The 25,168-nt window shown below is 36.3% G+C and carries 20 protein-coding genes; 5 read left to right on the forward strand and 15 right to left on the reverse strand.

The window, feature by feature from the left end:
• Positions 1 to 49: 49 nt before the first annotated feature.
• From petE to EW15_RS03230, 8 genes are all read right to left on the reverse strand, one after another.
• Complete coding sequence (gene petE, locus EW15_RS03195) at positions 50 to 400, reverse strand: plastocyanin (RefSeq protein ID WP_011293551.1); 351 nt, start codon at positions 398 to 400, stop codon at positions 50 to 52.
• 53 nt (positions 401 to 453) lie between these two features.
• Positions 454 to 1,440, reverse strand: coding sequence for an NAD(P)-dependent oxidoreductase (locus EW15_RS03200; protein WP_038651856.1), 987 nt, complete (start codon positions 1,438 to 1,440; stop codon positions 454 to 456).
• Positions 1,437 to 2,495 carry a uroporphyrinogen decarboxylase gene (gene hemE, locus EW15_RS03205; RefSeq protein WP_038651859.1) on the reverse strand — a complete coding sequence of 353 codons (1,059 nt, stop codon included), beginning with the start codon at positions 2,493 to 2,495 and terminating at the stop codon, positions 1,437 to 1,439. Before hemE ends, EW15_RS03200 begins: the two co-directional genes overlap by 4 nt.
• 161 nt (positions 2,496 to 2,656) lie before the next feature.
• On the reverse strand, positions 2,657 to 4,924 hold the full coding sequence (gene glgB, locus EW15_RS03210) for a 1,4-alpha-glucan branching protein GlgB (protein ID WP_038651862.1): 2,268 nt from the start codon (positions 4,922 to 4,924) through the stop codon (positions 2,657 to 2,659).
• 56 nt (positions 4,925 to 4,980) lie between these two features.
• Positions 4,981 to 6,558: a CocE/NonD family hydrolase gene (locus EW15_RS03215; RefSeq protein WP_038651865.1), complete on the reverse strand. Its 1,578-nt coding sequence runs from the start codon at positions 6,556 to 6,558 to the stop codon at positions 4,981 to 4,983.
• A gap of 7 nt (positions 6,559 to 6,565) precedes the next feature.
• Complete coding sequence (locus EW15_RS03220) at positions 6,566 to 6,835, reverse strand: hypothetical protein (RefSeq protein WP_038651868.1); 270 nt, start codon at positions 6,833 to 6,835, stop codon at positions 6,566 to 6,568.
• A gap of 47 nt (positions 6,836 to 6,882) precedes the next feature.
• Complete coding sequence (locus EW15_RS03225; RefSeq protein ID WP_038651871.1) at positions 6,883 to 7,299, reverse strand: DUF4332 domain-containing protein; 417 nt, start codon at positions 7,297 to 7,299, stop codon at positions 6,883 to 6,885.
• A complete protein-coding gene (locus EW15_RS03230) occupies positions 7,292 to 7,831 on the reverse strand; it encodes a Ycf51 family protein (RefSeq protein ID WP_038651874.1) in 540 nt (179 codons plus the stop codon). Before EW15_RS03230 ends, EW15_RS03225 begins: the two co-directional genes overlap by 8 nt.
• Positions 7,832 to 7,898: 67 nt before the next feature.
• On the opposite strand from EW15_RS03230, the gene EW15_RS03235 reads away from it, so the two are divergent.
• The 4 genes from EW15_RS03235 to EW15_RS03250 all read left to right on the forward strand — a co-directional run bounded on the left by EW15_RS03235 (position 7,899) and on the right by EW15_RS03250 (position 14,311).
• Entirely contained in the window at positions 7,899 to 11,858 is a 3,960-nt protein-coding gene (locus tag EW15_RS03235; protein WP_038651877.1) for a translocation/assembly module TamB, read from the forward strand.
• A gap of 147 nt (positions 11,859 to 12,005) precedes the next feature.
• The gene (locus EW15_RS03240) at positions 12,006 to 13,322 is read left to right on the forward strand and encodes a glutamate-5-semialdehyde dehydrogenase (protein ID WP_038651881.1); all 1,317 of its coding nucleotides are present in this window, start codon (positions 12,006 to 12,008) and stop codon (positions 13,320 to 13,322) included.
• Positions 13,319 to 13,708: a dihydroneopterin aldolase gene (locus tag EW15_RS03245; protein ID WP_038651884.1), complete on the forward strand. Its 390-nt coding sequence runs from the start codon at positions 13,319 to 13,321 to the stop codon at positions 13,706 to 13,708. The genes EW15_RS03240 and EW15_RS03245 overlap by 4 nt, the downstream gene beginning before the upstream one ends.
• On the forward strand, positions 13,709 to 14,311 hold the full coding sequence (locus EW15_RS03250) for a triacylglycerol lipase (protein WP_038651887.1): 603 nt from the start codon (positions 13,709 to 13,711) through the stop codon (positions 14,309 to 14,311). It begins immediately after the preceding gene.
• Here EW15_RS03250 and EW15_RS03255 read toward each other — a convergent pair.
• Genes EW15_RS03255 through EW15_RS03285 form a run of 7 tightly spaced genes read right to left on the reverse strand, consistent with a single transcriptional unit; the run spans position 14,308 to position 23,540 of the window.
• Positions 14,308 to 16,419: a M3 family metallopeptidase gene (locus EW15_RS03255; protein WP_038651890.1), complete on the reverse strand. Its 2,112-nt coding sequence runs from the start codon at positions 16,417 to 16,419 to the stop codon at positions 14,308 to 14,310. The genes EW15_RS03250 and EW15_RS03255 overlap by 4 nt on opposite strands.
• 16 nt (positions 16,420 to 16,435) lie before the next feature.
• Entirely contained in the window at positions 16,436 to 17,989 is a 1,554-nt protein-coding gene (locus EW15_RS03260) for an NAD(P)H-quinone oxidoreductase subunit 4 (RefSeq protein ID WP_038651892.1), read from the reverse strand.
• A 57-nt stretch (positions 17,990 to 18,046) separates the two neighbouring features.
• Positions 18,047 to 18,994, reverse strand: a complete 948-nt coding sequence (gene thrB / locus EW15_RS03265) for a homoserine kinase (protein ID WP_038651895.1) — start codon at positions 18,992 to 18,994, stop codon at positions 18,047 to 18,049.
• Between the two features lie 29 nt (positions 18,995 to 19,023).
• On the reverse strand, positions 19,024 to 20,049 hold the full coding sequence (locus EW15_RS03270) for a glucokinase (protein ID WP_038651898.1): 1,026 nt from the start codon (positions 20,047 to 20,049) through the stop codon (positions 19,024 to 19,026).
• A gap of 23 nt (positions 20,050 to 20,072) precedes the next feature.
• Positions 20,073 to 21,995, reverse strand: a complete 1,923-nt coding sequence (gene thrS / locus EW15_RS03275; protein ID WP_038651901.1) for a threonine--tRNA ligase — start codon at positions 21,993 to 21,995, stop codon at positions 20,073 to 20,075.
• A gap of 6 nt (positions 21,996 to 22,001) precedes the next feature.
• Positions 22,002 to 23,015 (reverse strand): tryptophan--tRNA ligase, encoded by a 1,014-nt coding sequence (gene trpS, locus EW15_RS03280; protein WP_038651904.1) that lies wholly within the window; start codon positions 23,013 to 23,015, stop codon positions 22,002 to 22,004.
• Complete coding sequence (locus EW15_RS03285) at positions 23,016 to 23,540, reverse strand: hypothetical protein (protein ID WP_038651906.1); 525 nt, start codon at positions 23,538 to 23,540, stop codon at positions 23,016 to 23,018.
• Positions 23,541 to 23,776: 236 nt separating this feature from the next.
• On the opposite strand from EW15_RS03285, the gene EW15_RS03290 reads away from it, so the two are divergent.
• On the forward strand, positions 23,777 to 25,132 hold the full coding sequence (locus tag EW15_RS03290; RefSeq protein WP_038651909.1) for a YcjF family protein: 1,356 nt from the start codon (positions 23,777 to 23,779) through the stop codon (positions 25,130 to 25,132).
• The last annotated feature ends 36 nt before the right edge of the window (positions 25,133 to 25,168 follow it).

The following is a 25,168-nucleotide window of genomic DNA, read 5'->3' on the forward strand; positions in this document are numbered from 1 at the left end:
CAAAAAAAAGATGGGGTCTCCCCCATCTTTAATAGATTTTTCTGGAGATTTAGTTCACTACGATTTTACCAACCATTCCTGCACCTCTATGAGGCTCGCAGTAAAAGTCGTATGTTCCAGCTGTGCTAAAAGTCCTCTCCCAAGACTCTCCTGGGGCAAAAGCTAAATCTGGATGACTTAGGTCATCATTCCCGTCAAAAACAGCATTATGAGGGGCTAGTTTGTTATTTACAAACTTTACGGTGTCACCAGCGCTTATGTTTAGGGTGCTTGGTTCGAAAGCAAGCATTCCTGCATCTGTACCAAGCTTAACTTCAACAGTTGAAGCATTCACATTGGTTACACCAATTACTAGGAATGCAAAGAAAGCAAATAACGCTGTTGAAATCGAACGAATCATGAAATTAATTCTCTTCTTTTTTAATTTTACTACTTTAGCTTCTGTTTGGCATTTTATTGTTTAGTTAAACCAGAATTATGTAAAACTTGACTTAACGTTTTGGCATGACTTATACCTCCAAAGGTTTCAGGAGAGGTTACGGGCTCATGTATAAAGTGTTTTTGTCTAAGACTAAATCTATCCCAATTTGTCATTTGAATTGGTAGTAATATAGTTAAAAGTTCAATAAGCCAAGGCACAATAGGGATTTGAGGGACTTTTCTCATTCCTTTCCATATTAGAAGCGTCTGAATGACTACATCAATACTTGTATAGGGTTGCCCTAAAACTAATTTTTTTATTTTAGTGGCAGAAAAAGGTTGTACAGGCTCGAAATCAGAGGTAGCTAGATGCCCGCAAATGAAAGCGATATCTGCTGCGTGAATAAAATGAAACCTTGAGGATAATTTTATCCATCTAGCCAGCCAGATCCATTTCAATGCATCTCTAAGTCCTTCGGTAAGATAACTAGTTGGAAATTTACTTTTACCGTCTAAACGTCCGCCAAAAACTAGTGTTGGGAAAACAGCTATGATCTTCGTTGCAAGCTGATGAGATTCAAGCTCTCTGAGGCATTGTGCTTTTGTTTGTATGTACTCTGTTCCATAGGTAAAAGCTTCCGGTAACAAATTTAAGTTTCTATCAAGAACACTTGCAGTTGAGAAATAAATAATTTGTTTGATATTGGAAGGATTTAGTAAATTGAGCAAATTTTTTACTGCATCAATATTGACTTCTTTCGCCCTTTTAGGATCACCCCAAGCAGTCGCAGTATGAATAACTCTGTTCACTTCTGAAATTTCTTTCTTGAACTTATTTGCTTCTCTCAAATCTCCGACTAAAAATTTAATCCTTGGGTTTTCTAAATTTATTGAAGTTATTTTTTTAGGATCTCTAACCCATAAAAATAATTCTGAAGTTGAGTTTTCGATTAGCCAATTTGCTATGTATTGCCCAACACATCCACTTGCTCCAGTAATCAGAATTATTTCGTTTTTCAAGATGAAACTTTTATAAGTTCATTCACATTTTTACCAGCCTCGAAAAATACTCTTGCATTTTCTTCTGGCGTCCCTGGAAGTATTCCATGACCAAGGTTAAGAATATGTTTTCTTCCTTTCGCTTTTCTGACGACATCAACAATTCTTGATCTGATCGCATCAGGAGTACCAAACAAAAGTCCTGGATCAACATTTCCTTGGACTCCAACTGCTTGAGGCAGCCTTTTTAGTCCATCTGCCATATCAACAGTCCAATCTAGAGAGACTATATCTACTCCGGTTTGTCCCATTCTTTCAAGAACTCCCGCACTACCTGAGATATATAAAATCATAGGTGTATCTGGATGTTTTTCTTTTACTAAATTGACTACTTTTTGTTGATAAGGGGCAGCAAACTCGTCATAATCTTGTGGACTTAATTGTCCTGCCCATGAATCAAACATTTGAACTACTTGGGCCCCAGATTGAATTTGATAGGACAAGTAGTTTGCAATTGATTCTGCAAAGTGATTTAAAAGTTGATGCAGTAGTTCTGGCTCTTGGAATGCCATCGCCTTTATAACTGCATAATTTTTGCTGCTTTTTCCCTCTACAACATATGCAGCAAGAGTCCAAGGAGCACCTACAAAACCAAGAACTGCAGCTTTGTTCCCAACGCTTTCCCTTAGCCTTCCAAGGACTTCCCCAACAAAAGACATGCTTTCTTCTGGTTGAAGGGGTTTAAGGTCTTTAACCTGTTTGAGGCTTCTTATTGGGTCATTTATTAAGGGTCCTTTACTTTCAACGATGTCAAAGTTAATTCCCATCCCAGGTAGAGGAGTCAAGATGTCTGAAAAAAGTATCACTCCATCTGGTTGAAAAGCTTTAAAAGGTTGCATTGAAATTTCATAAGAAAGATCGGGGTTTTCGGATCTTTCCCTGAAGCTTGGATGATTATCACGAAGGTCGCGATATACCTTCATGTATCTACCCGCTTGTCTCATCATCCAAACTGGGGGCCTTTCAACATTTTCTCCGCGAGCTGCACGGAGTAGTAAAGGAGTAGTTTCGTTCATTATTTTGTCCTTTTATTCGAAAAACTTACATGAAGCAGTAACTTGAAAATCATGAAATACGTTCTCTGCAAAAGTTCGACATACCTTTTGAATTTTTACATCCAGACGACAGTTGAAATTAGGTTTTAAGTCAAGGTTGAAACATTTCTATTCGAGGAAGCTTAATTCTTCTTGGATTTATGCTTTAGAACAAGAACGCTAAGAGGAGGAAGGCAAAGATCTATAGAATTTTCATAGCCATGTATGTTGTATAGATCTGTTGATTTCCCTCCCATATTACCTAGGTTTGAACCTCCATATTGACTCGCATCTGTATTGAAAATTTCTTCATAGAATCCGTCAACAGGCACACCTATTCTGTAATTGGAGTGGTTTTGAGGTGTGAAGTTTGCCACTATTACTAGCCATTCTCCATCAGTTTTTTCTCTTCTCATAAAACTGATTACTGAATTTTTATTATCATCGCAATCAATCCACTGGAATCCGTATTCGTCAAAATCATTTCTCCATAAAGCAGGTTCTCTTTTATATAAATTATTCAAATCATCTACTAATTTCTGTATTCCTTTGTGAGGTTCATAATTTAGAAGATCCCATTGCAAATCATCCCAAACATTCCATTCTTGGCGCTGCCCAAATTCCATTCCCATAAATATTGTTTTTTTACCTGGATGTGTCCACATATATGCAAGTAAGGCTCGTGTATTAGCGTACTTCTGCCAGTCATCGCCAGGCATTTTGTGTAAGAGATGACTTTTTCCGTGAACAACTTCATCGTGGCTTAAAGCAAGCATAAAGTTTTCTGTAAAGTTATAACAAATGGAGAAAGTAATGTTGTTTTGATTGAATTGTCTAAACCATGGGTCAATTTCAAAATAATCGAGCATATCGTGCATCCAACCCATGTTCCATTTTAGATTGAAACCGAGTCCATCCATGTCAGTTGGTTTGGTTACACCAGTCCATGTCGTTGATTCTTCTGCAATAGAAAGTGCACCTGGAAAATGTTGAAAAAGAACGTGATTAGCCTGTTGTAGAAATCTGACTGCTTCAAAATTTTCATTCCCTCCATCTTCATTAGGAATCCATTCACCCTCTGGACGAAGATAGTCTTTGTAAAGCATTGAGGCAACTGCATCAACACGTATGCCATCTATATGAAATTGATCAAACCAGAAAATTAGATTTGCAACTAGAAAATTACGAACTTCATTTCGACTGTAATTGAAAATTAATGTTCCCCATTCTTTATGCTCTCCAACTCTGGGATCTGAATGCTCGTATAAATGGCTGCCATCAAAATAAGCTAGTCCATGCTGATCTTTAGGGAAGTGGCCCGGGACCCAATCGAGAATGATTCCTATTCCTTCTTTATGACATGAATCAACGAAGGCACGAAACTCATCTGGTGATCCAAATCTACTTGTAGGCGCATACCAACCTGTAACTTGATACCCCCATGACCCATCAAAAGGGTGCTCTGAAATTGGCATAAGCTCGATATGAGTGAAGCCTCTTTCTTTGACATAGGGAATGACCTTATTTGCCAGTTCTTTATATGTAAGCAATCTTGAGCCAGGCTTCATATCTGCAGCTGGAACTGGAGCTCTATGCTCTCCGTTTGAGTTGATAAATGGATCGTCCGAGGAAGCATGCATCCAGCTTCCTAAATGCATTTCATAAACCGAAATTGGTTGCTCTAAAGGATTTCTATTGTCACGATTGGATATCCAAGACTGATCACTCCATTGAAATGAGTCGATTTTTGATATGACTGAGCTTTTTGCTGGTCTTACTTCATGTTGAAAACCATAAGGGTCGGCTTTCTCGTAGCAATGTCCTTTTTCAGTCCTGATTTCATATTTGTATAAATCTCCCTCACTTAGACCAGGTATGAATAGTTCCCAAATTCCTCCTAGACGTTTTTGCATTGGGTGATGGCGTCCATCCCATGAATTGAGATCACCAATAACGGAAACACTCTTTGCATGAGGCGCCCATAAGCAAAACATAACTCCTTTCTTTTTATCTATTTCAGTGAGATGAGCACCCATTTTTCGCCATATGTGATGGTGATTTCCCTCCGCGAAAAGATGCCTATCAATTTCACCCATCCACTCTTTTCGGAAACTCCAAGGATCATGTTGAACATGTTCAATTCCTCCTCTATTTACTTTTATTTGATAGTCAGTACCTGGATCTTTTTCTAAAACCCCCTCAAATATCCATTCATGATTGGGATTTTGTAGCTTAATTTTAGTTTGTTGTGTTATCAGTTCAACTTGACTTGCCTCAGGCATCCATATTCGAATGATCCATTTATCTTTAAATGGTTGAGGGCCAAGAATTGAAAATGGACTTTCATGTCTGCATTCAGAAAGTCTTTGTCCGTCGTCTTTCAAAGAATCTAATAGAATAGAGACGGTCATGATTTATAGCTTAAATAGCTAGTAAGCTTAATCCTCTATAAGTAAATATTGAACCCTTAAGAGGAAATAAGTGATTCAAATTTAAGTTTTGAATTTAAAAGTAAGAGTGAAATTGTTGTCACTAGGCAGTTAGGGCTAGGTCCTTCGCACAAATATTTACTCTGACCAGGATTTATTCCAATTGCTGGCCATCCAGATCCTGAAATTGAAATTCTTAAACGATCCCCTTTCTTAAATGTGGCGAGAGTTGGTTGAAGTCTGATTTCTCTAGCACTTGTTATACCTTTATCGCAATTAGCAATTCTGAGTACACCCGTCGAAAGTTGAGTAACAGTATTCTCTACCGCTTTAGGAATTATTGATAATGCCACAAATAGATCAAAACTTTCCCTGTCACAGTTGGTTTCTAAAAAAAGAGTTGGAATACCCTCCAGCCTAAGATCTTTCAAAATAGGTTCTGATGTAAATACTGCGACATCAGATCGAATATCAAGTTCATATCTGTTCGCTTCACCGGCGGTATCACTGAGATGTCCTCCGATGGATGGGATTGGTCTCCATGGGTCGTGAACCAAATTCACTTCACTATCTGCTTCTAAATCAGAATTAGGGACTAGGCATCCTTCAAGGTGATTTATTGAGGCTAAACCTTCGCTACGAAGATTCCATGAAGGAGTTTTATTTTGAACCGACAGCTCCCAACTCTTAGTAGTTAGATTCCAAAGATTGATTTGAGGAAAATGAATCTCTTTGTTTTTTTCTTTTAAATGAGAATCAAAAAAATCTAATTGGGTGCGTTGTGCTCCTTCCCACCATTGAAGATGAGTAGCAGGACCAATTAGTAATTTGGGATCGCCTCCTGCCTTTTTTGATTTCTCAAAGATATCTAAAATTCCTTTTAAATGAGGATCCCACCAACCACCAATTAGAAGCAAAGGTTTTTTTAACCAGTTACTTAATGGCTCGTGGGTTTTCCATTGTGGAGTTTTGCTTGATGAAAGATTTAGCCATTTATATGCCATCCCTTCTGGGTCATTCTTTTTAAGTAACTCATGACCGTTATGTAAATATTTTTTCGATTCAAGATTTTCACGTATTTCATGCCAAGCTTTCCAATTTTTGTCTCTTTGTGCTTTTTGGGCGGCTAATTGCAAACCCCATCCAATACCCAAGTGCCACCAAAACGCTCCTCCTTCACAACTCCAATGTTCATTCTCTGAAAGACCCGTCATTGCAGGAATAATGCAATCAGGTGGAGGAGTACCTTTTTCCGCAAGGAGTTGTGTTAATCCTTGATATGAAAAACCGTATGTGCCTAGTAGACCATTGCATTCAGGCAAGGATCGTACCCAATTATGAGTTTGACTAGTATCTGAAGCTTCTTGGTTGAAACCTGAAAATTCCCCTTCAGACCCACCTTGACCCCGTACATCTTGTATGACAACTACATAGCCCTTGCTAGCCCACCAAGATGGATGAGCGTATGTAATTGTAGAAGCAATTTCTCTTCCATATGGCTGGCGCATAAGCAAGACAGGCCAAGGCCCATTCCCCTGAGGGGACCAGATTCGGGATTTGAGTAATGTACCGTCTCTAAGTTGTAAGTCTTCGTCTCTGTATGTTATTGAATTCATTATCTCTTTAAAAAGTTTCTGGGCAATAAAGACCTCTTACGTACATAGAAAGGATCTCAGCATCAACTTCGTTTATGTTTTTTTGAATTGAGATTTTCTCAATAGATTTTTGTGAACTGGCTGAGATGTTTTCTTTATTGAGTTTTCTAAAACTTTCACAAATAGACTTCGCTTCATCAGGATTCCTTTTTACACCTTCAAGAAGTCTTGATTGAGCCATTACACCTTGACTGATTCCAAATGATGTAAATATTAAAGTGATTAGTAAACCATTCATTTCTTTTAGTTTACCAAGTTTCTCTTAAATTAATTATATTCTATTACCTAATAGCTCTTGGGTAAATCTAATAATGTTTTTTTCGCTTTCTCTATTAAAAAATGTGCTTTTTTTAGATCTATTATTGGTATTCTTCCTGTTCGAAGAATTCTTTCAAAGCGACCAGTCTTTTGAACTAGCTCTTGAGGTGTAAGTCGTGAAATGGCCTTATTAGAAATTAATCCTGAGTGCATCAATAAGGCAGCTTCGTTAAGTTGAATATCTAAAGTACATATAAAATATGCTATGCATTTAAGTCTTTTTAGATTGCGAACACTTCCCAGGCTTCCATAAATTAGATGATTTATTTCTTCATCACTAATAGATAATAAAGAATCCCATGTTTTTATATTATTTGATATGAGTATTTTTTCTTCTTGATAAAAGTTTTTAGGAAGATCTTTCAATAATGACTTATTATTCATCAGTTTCTAATGAGGAAATTTCTTCAATATCAGCATCATTTGATAAATATTCACTTGCAGAATAATTCCTGTCTGGTAATTCTATTATCTTTGATTCTTTTAAATCTTTTATTAATTCACCTAGAATAATTGGTTTACTTATTCCATCACCATCGGATTCTATTTTTCTTAGCCTAACTTTGACCTGAGCGCCATTTCTTCCTCCTCCTTTCAAATTTCCGGCTATTTGTAACAATGTTGGTTTTATTGCTTCTTTAGGGAAATCATTTGATGCTTGAGCAACAACTAAATCAAATCCATTGTCATAAACGATAGGAGCATATTTGTACCCTTCTACATTATAAGGAGGAGTATAACTTTGCTCAAAGGCCCAGCAACTAGCAGATAGTAAAAGTGTGAAAATTGTTGTACCAGTGAGTCGGAATTTAATTCCCCAGTTAAATAAATAAGCCAAAATGGTCAAGACGCCAAGTCCTGAACCTCCCCAGGCTAGCCATTTCGAAACATCTTGGATAACTTCACTAATAGACATAGGCTGGTTTCTCCTGAATTGATTCTTTATAGTTTGTTAGCTCCCCCAAGTTTGAGATTAATGTTTCATGGGAGATGAGTGGAGTTCTAAAAGATTAAAGCGATGGGGACTTGCTGGAACCTTTGCTGCGTTGGGTGGTGTTTTGATTTGGAGTGGCGCAGATCTCCTAGTAGGTAGAACTATAAGCCGTTTTTCTCCACAAATAGAAAAAACATTATCTTATTCATTAGGTCATCCTTTAAAAATAGGTTCATACAGGGGCCTTAGACCATGGGGAGTTGAGTTGGGGCCAACAAGACTCCTTCCAATTATTAAAGATACTTCTTCAGTTAATATTTCAAATTTAACAATTAAATTTGCTCCTTTTGCAAGTTTATTTAATTGGAAACCAGTTGCAATAGTTACTCCAAAAGGAACAGAAATTATATTAAATAAAAATGATACTGGTTCTTTTTGGGTTGTTCCCCAGAATGATAATCCTAAAAAAATCAACCTCCAACTAAAATTTAATTTAAAAGAACCAACCAAAATCGTATTTAATCCTGGAGATACGACATTATTAGCGAAAGGTAAGCTATCTCTAAATCTTGGTGAGAAGAAAATTATTGGTGCGATTAATCTAGACTCCAAAAAACAAGGAAGCCTCTATCTTGCAGGGAAGGGTTATTGGGATGGAATCGAATTTCAAACTAAAGTAAAGGTTAATAAACTTAGTCTTGGTATCTTTGAGAGAATTTTAGGAGATAATTCTAATATTACTACAAGAGGAAATATAAATGGAAGTCTAAAATTGGGCGTTAAGAAAGGCTTGATAAGGTGTAAGGGTGGGTTATTGCTTGATAATTTAACTCTGAGGGGAGGACCTCTAAGTGATACCTTGTCTACAAAAAGTTCAAAAATAAAATGTGATAATAATAAGCTTAAGTTGATTAATTCTAACTGGAATTATGGATATTTGGATATATCTAATTCCTCTGAAATACCATTTTATAAAAAAGATAAAACTTATATAAGTTCTGTAAATACTATTAAGATTAAAGATTTTGACCATAAACCACTTTCTTTGAAAATCAAATTACCAATTTCAGTAGTTAATAGACAATTTATTCCTGGAGACCTTAACGCTAATTTTAATTTGGAATCTTTTCCTTTAGGTGCTTTAAACCCAATACTAAATGTATCATTATCGGGGAAATTAAATACAAAAGGTAATTTTAAGGGGCCTTTATCCTCTCTGAAATCTACTATTAACCTCGCCCTCGATAATCCACAATTTAATGGTATTCGATTAAGGGAAAAATGGAGAGGTTCTTTTATTCGAATTCCAAGTGAAAAGAAATGGGGTAGTTTGAGAATGAAATCAGAAGGTTCTTCTACCCCAGGTAATCTTCAAATTAACTTTGCTAAGAATGGAGATTTTAATGATTTAAACCTAAATAGATTAGGAGGTGAAATAAGTCTAAATCCTAAATCAAATGCTTTTAAATGGGATGCTAATAAATTCAGATTAGATCGAGTAGAAGTGGCTTTCCCGCCAGAGAAAAGTTTTAAACGAATCTTCGGGGAAGTTACAGGTAATGGAATATTTTCTCTTGATCCGTTATTTCTTAATGGTGATTTGAATTTAGATTATTTTAGATTGTTAGGTTTTAAATTAAAAAATGCAAGTATTAAAGGTCAAATTAAAAATTCAGAAACTAAATTAAAAGGTGAATTAATACCATCTGAAAAAGGAAAGATTAAATTTGATATTAATAATGGGTCCGAATTTTCTTTGTTGGCTCAATTGAAGGACGTAAGCTCTAGTTGGATTACTGCTACAGCTTTAGAGTTTCCTAAATTAGGATTGAAGTATTCAGATGCAATTGGGAAGGCTGGAGATCTAGAAAAATTTATAATTGGTTATCCAATTAGTTCTATAGATAGTCAGTTCGAAGCTTTAACTAGGTCTCAGGATTCATATAGAGAAGAGATTTCTAAGGTAAATAATGAAAGCATTATTAATCCTTATGATCTTAATGGGGATATTAATGCTGATATTAAATTAAGTGGTCCAAGCCTATCTGATTTAAATTTAGAAGCAAAAGCTTTTGGTAAGGTTTGGACTAACAAATTGAAGATTATAAACTCTAATAAAATAAAACCCTTTAAAGCAACTTTTAATGGGAACCTAGCTTCAGGTATGGGTGATTTTTCTTTACTTAATTTTAATTTCTCATTATTAACTTTAGTTGCACCAATACCTTCAGCAGTTGATGGGTATTTTGGTTTAAAGGGTAAATATAGTTTAGCTAATTCAACTCCACGAGTTACAGCAGATTTAATTATTAAAGATACCGTAATTTATAACAGAAATATTATTTTAGATACTGGAAATATTTTATTTAAAGATAATAATCTCGAATTTGATATCACTCTAAGGGATAAATTTTCGGCAAATCCTGTTAAATTAGGTGGAACCTACCCATTAATAAGTTCCTACCCTATTGATCTAAAGATCGAAAGTCATGGAGATGGGTTAGCGTTTTTGACTGGTCTAACTAAAGGGAATGTCTCTTGGGCCTCAGGGACAGCTGATCTAAGCTTGTTGATTAGAGGAACTCCTGCAAAACCGGTTGCTAATGGTTTTTTGGTTTTAAAAAACAGTGAGCTACTTTTTCAAGATAAAGAAATTAATAATTTGAATAGCACAATAGTTTTTGATTTTAATCGACTTGAAATCCGTAATCTCAACGCAAATATGGGAGCAAGCGGTACTATTCGCAGTCAAGGTGGAATTTCGTTATTTGATTCTCAATTAAGTGAAAGCGAGCCATTGGCTCTTTCTATAGAAAAAACACGTATTAAGACGGCATTTACTGACATCAGAGCTTCATCTAACCTTGTTGTTAAGGGTTCTATTTTGAAACCTCAATTATCAGGTGAAGTCTTTATTTCAGAAGGTTCGATTTTTGCTAAAAGGGCTAATAATCCAAGTAAGACTACATCTGAAAAAACGGATCGTTATCAAGATTCTAAGGTGAAAAAAATTCGTAGTTTACCAGAACAAAACTGGAACCAGAGAGAACCTCTGGTTTTATTTATTCAAGATAAAGATGCACCTGCAAGTCGAATAGTTAGTGGTGGTTTCCCTAATGGATTTGAATCACTAACCTTTGACAATTTAAAGCTCGCACTTGGCCCTTCATTGCGATTAGTTTCTCAACCCTTGGCAAGCTTTGAAACAAATGGATTCCTTCTCTTGAATGGCGCATTTGACGAGACTCTTGATGTTAGTGGAGTTATTAAACTTGACAGTGGTTACGTTAATCTCTTTACGACTACTTTTAATTTAGATCAAAGTGAACCTAATGTAGCCGTATTTGTACCATCTATGGGCTTGGTTCCATATGTTGATGTGACTCTGAATAGCCGCGTTCCAGATAATGTTAGAGACGTAAGTAATTTTTCCTCTAATGGCTTGGCATCATTTGGTATTGGAGGATCTCGTTTCGTAAACGTCGAAGTGACGGCTTCTGGACCTGCAGATCGCATTAGTGAAAATTTTCAATTCAGAAGTACTCCATCTTTGGGAAGAAGTGAGTTGATAGGACTATTAGGCGGTAATTCTCTTGCAAATCTAATAAGTAGTGGAGGCAATGGTGATGTGCTTGCGAGCTTTTTGAATAGATCTTTTGCTTCGTATCTTCAAGGCAATATCAATGGTTTTTTAAGTGATAGACTTCAAATATCATTGTATCCAGCATATATAAATGGATCAGATTCAGAGGATGATAATAGCGATAGTAGTTCTTCAAATACTGATCAGGAAGACGCTGCTTTGACAGGTCAACAGGCATGGGTGACAGAAATAGGAGTTGACCTTAACGATAAAATTAATCTCTCAGTTCAGGCTGCTCCTAACCGAAAGGATATTCCACCGAAAGGAAATATTACTTTTCAAATGAATCCCAACGTAGGTCTACTGGGCTCGTTTGATAAAAATGGGAATTGGCAAAGTCAGCTCCAGCTTTATTTTAGATATTAAATAAATGAATAGTTTGAAAAAATGACCTACTTAACAAATGCTCAGGTAGATAGATTTTTATCTTCTTTTATTGCTTGATTAGCCATTAAAGGAATATTTTAAAGATAGTGAAAAATTATCTTTGATTAAATAGTTGATCTAAATCAAATGAGTACAAACTTTTCAGTTCCTGATCCTACGCCCCAGCTAATAAAAGTAGCAGAGAGTGCAAAAGAGGCTTCTATTTCGCTTGGTCAATCCACAAATAAACAACGTTGTGATGCTTTGACTGAAATGGCAAATGCTTTGAATGATAAAGCTGATGATATATTAAAAGCAAATGTTCAAGATCTTGAAAGATCAGAAAAAGAAGGGTTGAATAAATCGCTTTTATCAAGACTTCAGCTAACAAAAACTAAACTCAAAGGATGCATTGACGGAGTCCTCAAAGTTTCAAATCTTGCAGATCCAATAGGTAAAAGACAACTTCATAGGGAATTGGATGAAAACCTTATTCTTGAGAGAGTGACAGTTCCATTAGGAGTCTTAGGAGTGATATTTGAGTCGAGACCAGATGCATTGATACAAATAGCTTCTCTTGCTGTTCGTTCTGGTAATGGAGCTTTATTAAAAGGAGGAAGTGAAGCAAAAGCCACAAATCAAGCAATAATGGATTCTCTTGATAAGGGGTTAAGAAAATCAAATGTGGGTTCAGGAGCGTTGTCTTTACTTACTACACGTCAAGAAAGTTTAGGCTTACTTCGTTTAGATAGGTTTGTGAATTTGATCATACCTAGAGGTAGCAATGAGTTGGTTCAATTTATTCAAGAAAATACTCGTATTCCTGTCTTAGGGCACGCTGATGGAATTTGCCATTTATATATAGATAATTCTGTAGATATTGATAAGGCCATAAGCATAGCTTTAGATAGTAAGATTCAATATCCTGCTGCTTGTAACGCAATTGAGACATTATTAATTCATGAAGATGTAGCTGAGATGTTTTTGAAAAAAGGCTTGCCAATTTTTTCTAATGAAGGAGTTACTCTTAAGGGAGATACAAAGAGTCAAGCTTTAGGGGTGAAAAATAAGGCTGATGAAGCAGACTGGTCTAAAGAATATCTTGATTTAATTCTTTCAATAAAAATTGTTCGTAATGTGAACGAAGCTATTGAACATATTCGTAAGTATAGCTCTCGTCATACTGAGGCGATAGTTACTGATGACAAGGTGGTTGCTGAAAAATTTTTAGGTTCGGTTGATAGTGCAGGCGTTTACCATAATTGTTCTACTCGTTTTGCTGATGGTTTCAGATATGGATTTGGAGCTGAAGTTGGTATAAGCACTCAGACTCTTCCACCAAGGGGACCAGTTGGATTGGAAGGCTTAGTTACCTATCGATATTATCTCAGAGGTGAAGGTGATCTCGTTAAGGATTTCGCTTCTGGAGATAGAAGTTTTTCTCATATTGATCTACCATTATGAGTCAATTTCATAATTTAAGCGCAATTCATATCAAAGATATAAATCTGTGGGCCCATGTAGGTGTTCTAGAAAGTGAGCGAATACATGGTCAAAGCTTTCTTCTTGACCTTAGCTTTTGGTTGGATTTGGATGAGTCATCCAAACTTGATCAATTAGATAAATCAATAGACTATAGCGAAGCAATTAAAGAAGTAAAAAAACTTTCATTTGAAATCAAATGCTTAACGATTGAATATTTTAGTGATCAAATTTTGAATCTTATTGAGTCTCTATATGGTCCAGTTCCAATTCATATTCTGCTGACAAAATGCTCGCCACCAATACATGGATTTACTGGAAGTGTTCTAATCGAAAAAAAAAGGAATTTCTTATTTCCTATTAATTAATTGGATATAAACAAAAGACCAATCTTTCTTGTTCATGGTTTGTGGAACAATCCTAAATTATTTGAAAAATTAATTAGAAAAATAAATGAAGATGATTATGAATTGTATAGACCACATTTGCCACACAAGTATGGAAAAACTTCTCTTAAGCGTTTAGCTCTGGATCTTGATTCTAAGATTGAAGAATTAGTGGGTCCTGAAATCGAAATTGATATTGTTGGTTTTTCAATGGGTGGATTAATTAGCCGGTTTTGGTTGCAAAATCATGATGGCTTTTTAAGAACTAAACGTTTTTTTAGTATTGGTACACCTCATTTTGGTACTTACACCGCTCAAATGATCCCTTCATTTTTGATGCCAGGTATTGCTGAAATGAAAAGAGGTAGTCGTTTATTATCTCTATTAAATAATGACTTGACTTCCTTAGAAAAGGTTGAATGCACTAGCTTTTTTACAAAATGGGATTTGATGTCATTCCCAGGCTGGCAAGCAAAACTTTCTATTGGTGATTCTTATCACTTACCTGTATTGACTCATAAAGAATTGATAACAAATTCTAGTTCTCTAGATATTTTGGTTGAAAAGATTTTTAAAAATATCTAATTAAGACCACTATGTCTTATTAGGGCTTCAGTAGAGGGAAGTCTTCCTCTAAATTGTTTGAAAACCTTATTGGGTGAACGACTACCACCAAGACTAAGAATTGAATCTCTATATTTCTTGCCAATTTTTCTTACTTCATCCTGATTAGCAAGGCCTGCCTCTTCAAATGCGGCAAAGGCGTCAGAACTGAGTACCTCAGCCCATTTGTATGAGTAGTATCCAGCAGCATAGCCACCAGCAAAAATATGACTGAAGGCACAGAGAAATTGATCTTCTGGAATAGGATCCATCACTGTTGTATTTTTTGCGATTTCTCGTCGTAACTCATCTGGGGAAATTTCTAAATCTTCATTCCATTGACTATGGAGTTTTAGATCAGTGAGAGCAAAATGTATTTGCCTTAAAGTCGCTAGCCCAGAATTAAATGTTCTGCTTTGCCTTAATTTATTGATTTCAGATTCTGGTAATGGCTCTTTCGTCTTCCAATGTATTGCTATTTCAGAAATTGTTTGATCCTCCAAGCACCAATTTTCCATGAATTGGCTTGCTAATTCAACAGCATCCCATTCAACGTTATTAATACCAGCTGCTTGAGGGTAATTTATAGTTGTCAGCATATGTTGTAGTCCGTGCCCAAATTCATGAAAGAGAGTTTCTACTTCTTCGAAACTCATCAGACTGGGTTTGTCCGCAATTGGAGGAGTTTGATTGCAGACTAAATAGGCTACTGGGAGAACAATATCATCTTTCGTTTTTTGATTTCGGCACAAACATTCATCCATCCAGGCACCTCCTCTTTTCGTCGCGGGACGACTGAAGGGATCTAGATAGAAAGATGCAATTTTCTGGCCGTCTATATTTTTAACATCGAAGAAACGGACATCTTCATGCCATAAAGGAGCTGTATTAATTACTTCTTCAATGTCAATTTCAAAAAGTCTTTTGCATAAATTGAATAGACCATTAAGAACTTGATCTAGAGGAAACCAAGGCCTGAGTTTCTCTTGGTCAAGATCGTATTTCTCTTTGCGTAGTACTTCAGCCCAAAAACTTATATCCCATGGAGATAGCTCAAAATCTTCGTTTTCTCCATTTCTTTTGGCACACTCACGAAGATGTATAATTTCTTTTTCGGCATGAGGCATTGCTGCTAATCGTAATTCTTCTAGTAACATCTCAACAGCCTCTTCATTATCAGCCATCTTTGTAGCCAGACTAATTTCGCACCAGTTTTTATATCCTAATAGTTTTGCCTGTTTATTTCTGAGATCTAGAATCTCTTCAATTATTTTTTTATTATTAATCTTTCCATTGCTAGCTCTACTTACAAAAGCTCTGTAGACTTCCTCTCTGATACGTCTATCTTTTGCATAGGTTTGAAAAGGAATGTACCTAGGCAAGTCTAAGCCAACTCTCCATGGACCACTTGATGCTGATGGTTCATTACCTTCTTTATCTTTGTCACCAGATTCCTTTGCCGCAAGAGCTAATGTTTCAAGTGCTCTTTCAGGAAGCCCCTCGACTTCTGATTTGTTTTTTAATAAAAGAGTCCAATTCTTAGTCGCATCTAATACGTTGTTACTAAATGTCGTTGATAATTCGGCTAGTCGCTCACTACGAGAATTAAATAGTGCTTTTTTATCAGCTTCTAGACCAATTCCTTTGTTTTTCATCGTTATTAGTTCTGCTTCAATTATTCTTATTTGTGTTTCGTCCTTTATATTTCCATGCTCTTTTAAATTTGAGAGCGCCTTGAAAATGACTTCGTTTTGAGCGAGCTGATTGCTAAATCTAACGATGGTAGGTTGCTGATTTGAATGAACCTCACGTAGTTTAGTGGAATTGCATACAGCATTCAGATGACTTACAACCCCCCAACTCCACCTAAGCTTTTCACCTATTTCATAAAGCTGAGGCATTACATCTTCCCAACTTAGTGAACTTTTGGTTTCTAATTGCTCTTCGAGTTGTTCTTCTAGTTTATTTAATTTTTCATTTAATTCTTTTATGAGCTTGGGTATATTTTCCGTGATCTCGTTAGGGGTGATTTTATCGTAATCAGGAAGTCCTTCACCTTTTAATAGAGCTGTTGGCTTTATTGAAGTCATTTTTAAAATTCAAAAACTAACTGATTGGTACAAGGCTATTGGTAATTAATGATTGTGCGAGAGCATTTGTTGATACCTCATATAAATCAATAGCTATTCTTGGCCAAAAACCTATTACTAATGTAGGAACTAAGAGGCTTAAACCTATTGAAAGCTCTCTAGCATCCATTTCTTTTACTATGGATAATGCAGGGATCCTAGGACCAAAAAATACTCTTCTACACATTGAAAGAAGGTAGATAGGAGTTAAAACCAGTCCGATAGCTGCTAAAAGGATTGTTATTGCTCTAAATAAAGAAGTGAATCCTTCTTGACTGGTGATGCCTAGAAAAACTGTGATTTCACTTATAAATCCACTCATCCCTGGTAAGGCAAGTGACGCTAAAGAACTGGCCAAGAAGAATGCGAAAGTAATTGGTAAAGCCTTTGCTAAACCGCCCATGTTAGGGATTGAAAGAGTATTGGTTCTTTCATAAAAACTTCCAGTAACAAAAAACATTGCGGCAGCAATCAGTCCATGGCTAATCATTTGGAGCATCGCTCCACTGATTCCAAGTGCATTAACTGCGCCAATTCCAACAAGAACAAAACCCATGTGACTTACAGAACTGCAGGCGATGCGCCTTTTTACATTGTCTTGTGCAAAAGCATTTAGAGCTCCATAAATAATATTTACTATCCCAATGATGATTAGAGCTGGAGCAAGTATTAAATGAGTATCAGGTAAAATTTGGACGTTAAATCTTATAAGAGCGTAACCTCCCATTTTTAATAAAACACCAGCTAATAACATTGAAACCGGTGCATTTGCCTCCCCATGAGCATCGGGAAGCCAGGTATGAAGTGGAAAGATAGGAAGCTTTACTCCAAAACCAATTAAAAAACCTAAATAACAAAATATCCCAAAATTCCCGGTAAAAGATTTGGCTGCAATTTCACTTAAATTGAAGGTGAATTGATCTCCAGAAAGAGCTAAAGCAAGCCCACTAATTAATATTAAAAGGGAAGCCAGTGCGGTGTAAAGAATGAATTTTGTTGCTGCATAGAGTTTCCTTTTGCCTCCCCAAATAGCAATCAAAAGATAGACTGGAACTAGCTCAAGCTCCCAAGCTAAAAAGAATAGTAAGAAATCTTGCGATAGGAAAACTAAAGCTTGGGCTGAAGCTTGTATAAGTAATAGAGCAAAGTAAAGCCTTGTTTTTTGTTTTACTTTCCAACTTGCAGCTGCGGACAAAAAAGTGATTAGCCCGCTTAGGACTACCAGCGGAGCGGATATTCCATCTACTCCCAGTGACCATTCGAGTCCTATGGACGGAAGCCACTGAAGTCTTTCGACCAACTGCAAGCTTTCGCTATTTGGATCAAATAAATTGGCAAAAGCCAATACAACTATTAGAAAATCGGCTAATAAAATTACTAGGGCTATATTTCTCGGAAGATTAGAATTTTTACCTTCTTGCGTTGGGAGGAAAGGCATTATCAATGCTCCAACTATGGGGAGGAGCACAATGAGTGAGAGCCATGGAAATACCGTCTGAGAATCAATACTCATAGGCAGATTGGCATCCATAATTTGGGGCAAGTCAGCCATAAAGCTATCAGTTTTTTTTCGTTTTCATGAGTAGAACTACCCAAAGGTGTTTGAAATGCATTCGCTTCCTGTGAGCTGGATGCTCATTAATGGAGCACGACTTGCTACACCAGCAGCTTCCCAAGCTTTGACCATCGCGACACTGACTTCTCGGCCTTTAGTCGCTTTGCACAAGGCAAGAATGCTTGGTCCTGCTCCACTAATTGCACATCCTAAAGCTCCGGCAGCCTTTGCTGCTTCTCTTACCTCTAACCCACCTTTAATCAGACCCCATCTGTAGGGTTCATGAAGCTTGTCATGCATACCATCTGCAATTAAATCCTCATTTCCAGTCCTTAGTCCTTGAAGCAGAAGAGTAAGCGCACCTAAATTGATTACTGCATCATTGACTGGAATATTCTCCGGCATTACACGTCTCGCTTCGCTTGTACTAAGGCGAATAGATGGAATTGCAACTACTGCTTTTATTGATTTATCCCAATCACAGCGGACCACTCGCCATCTGTCATTGGCAGTTTTAGCTGTTACGCAAAGACCTCCTATTAATGATGGAACAACATTGTCTGGATGACCTTCTATATCTATTGCCAGCTCCAATAATTTTTCCTTAGGTAAAGGATATCCAGCAAGTGCATTTGCTCCAACTAGCCCTGCCACGATAGCCGTAGCACTGCTTCCAAGTCCTCTTGCGGGAGGTACTGCCAATGTTACTCTTGCTTCAAGAGCTACAGGCTCTATACCTGCAGTTCTCCAAACTCTTTGCGCGGCTCGATAAAAAAGGTTTTCAGGGCCGCCTCTTAAATGATTGCCTTCAGTACTTTCCATTATTAATTCAAATCTTTCAGCATTACCTTCAATTCTTTTAATAGTGAACTGATTGGAAAGGTCTAATGCTGCTCCAAGGCAATCAAACCCTGGACCAATATTGGCTGTAGTAGAAGGGACTTCTACTACGACAGTTTGTCCTATTTTTGGCGGCCCCATGTTTTTATCCTTTAGCTAAGTCTCCCATTTTATTCGGCAATTAAGCGTGCTCTGCAAGCTGAGCTGAATAATGTCGCTTCTTTATCTTTAAGAACAACCAATGGAATTTCCTTTAAATAAGATTGAAAGCGACCCTTATTACTAAATGCACTAAGGAAGTTAGAAGAGTTTATTCCATCGAGGTTTTTTGCTGCTGTTCCACCTGCTATCCATAAGCCTGAAGAGCAAAGTTCTTGTAAAGCAAGGTCTCCAGCTGCAGACCCATAAGCATTTAGCCATAGTTGCAAGGCTTCAGTCATTAATTTGTCTCCGTTTTTTGCTTTTTCCCAAACAAGTGCGGGTAAATCTGTGGAATCTGATTTGTCACTATCCATATTTTTTAAAATTACCTGAAGTGGATGGCTTTCATTTATTGGATCATCCAATTTCCATCTGGCAATCATGCCAAGGCCAGTACCACTAACAATTCTTTCAATGGATATTCTTTGAATATTTAACTTCTTTTTTAGCCATTTGACTAATGCCCATTCGTTTTCTGTTCTTGGGGAAAATTCTCGATGCCCTCCTTCACTTGGAAATATAGAAATGCTTTTAGGGGTTATAAAGCCTCTGGACATTCCTAAGCCAGTACCAGCTCCGATAATTGCAATTAATTTTTGATTGTTTTTGTAATCAGAATTTAATGTCCCTTGTATTACTTCATATTGGTTTCTGTTGAAAAATGGTATTCCATAGATTAAAACTGAAAAATCATTTATTAATTCAATATTATTTATTTTTGAAAGTAGAGATAACTTTTTTGATTCGATGTCCCAGCCAAGATTTGTAATCTTAACCTCCTGATTTTGTATTGGCCCGGCTACACCAATAGAACCATATTGAGGCAGTGATATATGATCTGGTAAATGTTTAATAAAATCTTCAAATAATGAGTAAAAAGATTTCCATTCTGATGAAATATAGTACTTCTCAAATAATTTTTTTGGATAGTTCTCGTTTGAATAAATAGCTAATATTGTTTTAGTTCCCCCAAGGTCTCCAGCAAGTAAATTCATTATTTATGAAATTTCTTTAATTATTATTTACTCTCAACCAAACTCTTTTTGCTGATTGATTCATCCATTATAAGTTTGAACTTATCCAAAGTCATTTTACCAAGATCTTTTCCCTCACGTGTTCTTACCGAGATTTCATTATTCTCTTCTTCTTTATCTCCAATAATTATCAAGAAAGGTATTCTTTGCATTGTATGCTCTCTTATCTTAAATCCCACTTTTTCATTCCTTGTGTCAACAGAAGCTCTAAAACCATATTTTATTAATTTAGATTTAGTATCCAAGCATGCATCATTATTTCTGTCAGTTATCCCCATTACTACGATTTGAAGTGGGCATAACCATATGGGCAAGTTCCCAGAATAGTTCTCAATTAAAATACCAATAAATCTCTCAAATGAACCTAAAATTGCTCTATGCAACATGACAGGGGGTTGTTTCTTCCCATCAACATCTATGTAGCTTGAATTTAGCCTTTCAGGCATTGAGAAATCTACTTGAATTGTCCCACATTGCCAGACTCTGTTAAGACAATCTTTGAGGGAGAATTCAATTTTTGGACCATAGAAAGCCCCTTCTCCAGGCAGTAAAGACCAATCTAATCCTTTTGAATCTAAAGCATCTGAAAGCGCTTTTTCTGATTTGTCCCATACATCATCGCTTCCAACTCTTTTCTCTGGTCTTGTTGAGAGTTTAATAAGAATTGAATTGAAACCAAAGGCTTTATAGACTTCAAAAACAAGATCAATAAAGCTTTGAACTTCTTCTTGTATTTGTTCATTAGTGCAGAAAATATGTCCATCATCTTGAACAAAGTTTCTTACTCTCATTAATCCATGTAAAGCTCCAGATGGTTCATTCCTATGACAAGATCCAAACTCTGAAAGTCTTATTGGAAGATCACGATAGCTTTTTAAACCTTGATTAAATACTTGTACATGACATGGACAATTCATTGGTTTTATAGCATATTCTTTATTCTCAGATGTAGTAGTAAACATGTCCTCCTTAAATTTATCCCAATGTCCAGATTTCTCCCATAAACTTCTACAAACTATCTGAGGTGATTTTAATTCTTGATAATCATATTTTGAAATCGTTTCCCGAATAAAATCTTGTAAAACTCTATAAATAGTCCAACCATTTGGATGCCAGAAAATCATTCCTGGTGCTTCTTCTTGAAAGTGGAAAAGTGATAGTTTTTTACCCAATTTTCTATGATCTCTTTTTTCTGCTTCTTCAATTCTATTAATGTATTCTTTTAATTCTTTAGAATTCTTCCAAGCTGTTCCATATATTCTTTGAAGCATTTCATTGTTAGAATCTCCTCGCCAATATGCACCAGAAACTTTCATTAATTTAAAAGCTCTTAGATGCCTTGTGTTTGGGACGTGAGGTCCTCTGCACATATCAATATATTCTTCATGTTTATATAGTTTTATAATTTCATCTTTCGGTATATTTTTAATTATATCTAGCTTGAATACTTCACCTCTTTCTGAGAAAACTTGTGTTGCTTTTGCAGGAGAAACGACTTCTACATCTACATCGTAATCTTTATTTATAAGTTCTTTTATCCTTTTTTCAATCTTCTCCAAATCTACTGGAGTAAATGTATCTTTGTATGAAATATCATAATAAAAACCATCCTCAATGACAGGGCCAATTGCCATTTTGGCCTCAGGATATAGCTGCTTTACTGCGTGACCGAGAAGGTGAGCGAATGAATGTCTAATAATTTCTAAACCTTCATTATCCTTTGATGTGATTATTTGTATTTCGGCATCATTTGTAATTGGAATACATGTATCCAAAAGATTACCGTTGACTCTTCCTGCTAGTGCTGCTTTTGCTAAACCAGGACCAATATCTGTGGCTATTTTTTCAATGGTTACTGATGATTCATAGTTCTTTTCACTACCATCAGGTAAAGTAATTATTGGCATAATCGTCTATAGAGTTGAATAAAATCCAAGAGCATCTTTAACTCTCTTTAATGTTAACTTAGAAACCTCCTGGGCAGTAAGTTTGCCTTTATTTAGTATTCTTTTTAACTCTTCTGGATCATTCATTAGTTCTTTATATTTTTCTTGAATAGGTTTAAGAACGTTAATCATTGCCTCTGTAAACTCTGGTTTGAATTTACCCCAGCCCATTTCTGCGCAATACTCAGCTGCTTTTTCTCTGCCTAGGCCTGAAATTATAGAATAAATTGTTAAAAGATTTTCAGCTTCAGGTCTTGAAGGATTTCCGAATTCTAATCCTAATTGTGAGTCGGTTTTTGCACGTTTTATTTTTTTAGTAATTACATCTGGACTGTCTAATAAAGTAATCCTACTATTTTCATTTGGGTCGCTTTTACTCATTTTTTTTGTTCCGTCTGTCAGGCTCATGACTTTGGAACACTCTTTCAAAATTAAGGGATTTGGAACTTTAAGTATTGGATTCTCTTTTGTTCCGAATTTTGAATTAATTCTTTGAGAAGCAATATCTCTCGCAAGCTCAAGATGCTGCTTTTGATCTTCTCCAACAGGCACCAAATCAGCGTCATAGAGAAGAATATCCGCGGCCATAAGAACTGGATAATCTAATAATCCAATAGATACATTGTCGCCTTGTTTAATTGACTTTTCCTTGAACTGAATCATTCTCTCCATCCAGTTTAAAGGAGTTAAGCAATTTAATATCCAGCAAAGCTCGCTATGTGCGCTTATCTGACTTTGAATGAATATTGAGCATTTATCAGGATTCATTCCACAAGCGATATACAAAGCCGCTGTAGATAAAGAATTTTGATGAAGAGATTTTGGGTCATGCGGAGTCGTTATCGCATGAAGATCAACAACGCAAACAAAAGTTTCGTAATTTTCTTGTAATTCAACCCAGTTTCTTATTGCTCCAAGCCAGTTACCAATATGAACATCTCCTGTGGGTTGAACACCAGATAAGACTCGCTTCTGATTCACTTATCCTTGCTCGCTTGTATTTGTTGAATCATCTTCATTTGAACTTGCTTCTGTTGTTTGATCATTATCTTTTTCTGCAGGATCTTGAGCAACATTGTTTGCCTGATTAGTATCAGCTACCTCTTGTTCTTTAACTGGCTTTTCTGGTCTTGCAAAAGGGTTGGGCTTTGTGTTGGCTGAGTTGTTATTTTCACCGTTATAGTTTCCCCTGTTACCCCTGCCTCTTCTTTGGTCATTGGCGGGCGCTTGAGACCTATATTCGTTGACTAAATTTTCAAGATTTCCATCTTCAAGCATTTGGGCAAGAGTTCTTACCGCGAAACCTAAAACAGCAACAGTAGAACGAAGATTAAAAGCTTCTTGTAATGATCTAGCTGCTCGCATTTCATTATCACTTAAGCGAATACGAAAGCCTCCCTCTCTATTGTTAGGACCTCGGCCACCTCTGAAATTATTACGACCATTTTGTCTTTGGTTTTGGAAATCGCCACCACCTGACTGATTATTGGTGTAAGAGTCACCCATGAACTTATTTGCCAATAGGGGCAAGTGTGACGCATAGCCGGTACTTTTGCGACATATTTGAATATCTTGATTAGCACTTTCACATCTAATGACATTGATCCCTGCGGAATGATTTGATTTCTTTAGGCATAAATTTTTCCTCTTAAAAACGTAAAACCTTCTTTCTTTGCGGTTATTAAGGGAAAATTTGCTTTAAAATGAAAGTTAGCTAAGAAGAAACTGTATTTATTCAAATCGTGGAAAATCATTCATTAACAAAACCTCCTCTTTCCTTACCTTCTTTTTCGATTCCGAAAATTAGTCTTTTTATTGGGCTAACTATTACCGGTCAATGGGTTTTAAGTGATGTGGCCCATATCCCTGGGGGTGGACTTGGATTGCTATTAGGGCTTGGTTGTATTTTTTATTTTTTAAAACCAGGAAAGGTTTCATTTGATGCTCCCTCTACTGTTCAAGGATGGGTAAGAAGATGTCATGACGTTTTAGAGAATTTTGAGTATTTACTTGAGGATGGAGAACAAAGTGAAAGAAAAAAAGAAAGAATTAATTCCTTGCAAAAAATTATTGATAGAAGCGAAGATCAAAGCATTGGTTTCTTGAAAACAAAAGGCGTAAAATTACCTGATAAAGAGCAATTGGAAAAAGTTTTAGGAATAAATAATCAAATAAAAGTTTCTTTTCCACCAGCTCTTCCTGTAAGAGATCGAAATTGGATTTTGCCAGATTTAATCCAAGATCAAGATTTTATTGTTTATTCTTTGGCACTTCCAATGAGCGCAGCTGATCTTTTGTGGATTAAAAATATCCCTACAGATCAACCAGCCTGGCTAATGGTTGCCAGTAAAGAATCTACTGATTGGTCTGACGAGCGAAATGCATTAGAGGCTCAATTACCAGATAGATGGACTAACAGAGTATTGAAATGGGATGGATCTCAAACAGAAATGGCAACGGTTCTTTCTCCAATTAAGAAACTTCTTGAAAATCCAAAGAAGAATACAGACATTACTAAGCAAAGACTTTTGTCTCGATTGCATACTTCTTGGCAAAAAGATTTGGAAAAATTAAGAAGAGAAAAATTTAAGGTTATTCAAACAAGATCTCAGTGGATAGTTGCTGGTATCGTTTTCGCCTCCCCTGTTGCCTCAACTGATTTGCTTGCAGTTGCAGTGGTTAATGGCTTGATGATCAAAGAAATGTCGAAAATATGGTCTTCCAAAATGAAGCCAGAATTACTTGAGGCAGTCTCACGACAACTAGCAATGGCTGCAATTGCTCAAGGAGTGGTCGAATGGAGTGGACAGTCCTTGTTGAGCTTGGCAAAGCTTGATGGCTCCTCTTGGGTTGCTGCTGGAACAATTCAGGCCTTGAGTGCTGCTTATTTAACAAGAGTGGTTGGGAGATCGATGGCTGATTGGATGGCTCTTAATAACGGAGTAACTCAACCTGATTTAGAACTTATTAAGCAACAAGCTCCTCAACTAGTATCAAAAGCTGCTGAGTTAGAAAGAGTTGATTGGGTGGCTTTTTTAAAGCAATCAAAAGAATGGATTCATTCTCAATCTATGAATTACAAAGTTAAATCAGTTTAAGTTTATAACTTTTATTCTGTTATCTCATTGACTTAT

Source organism: Prochlorococcus sp. MIT 0801 (genome assembly GCF_000757865.1).
Taxonomy (GTDB): domain Bacteria; phylum Cyanobacteriota; class Cyanobacteriia; order PCC-6307; family Cyanobiaceae; genus Prochlorococcus_B.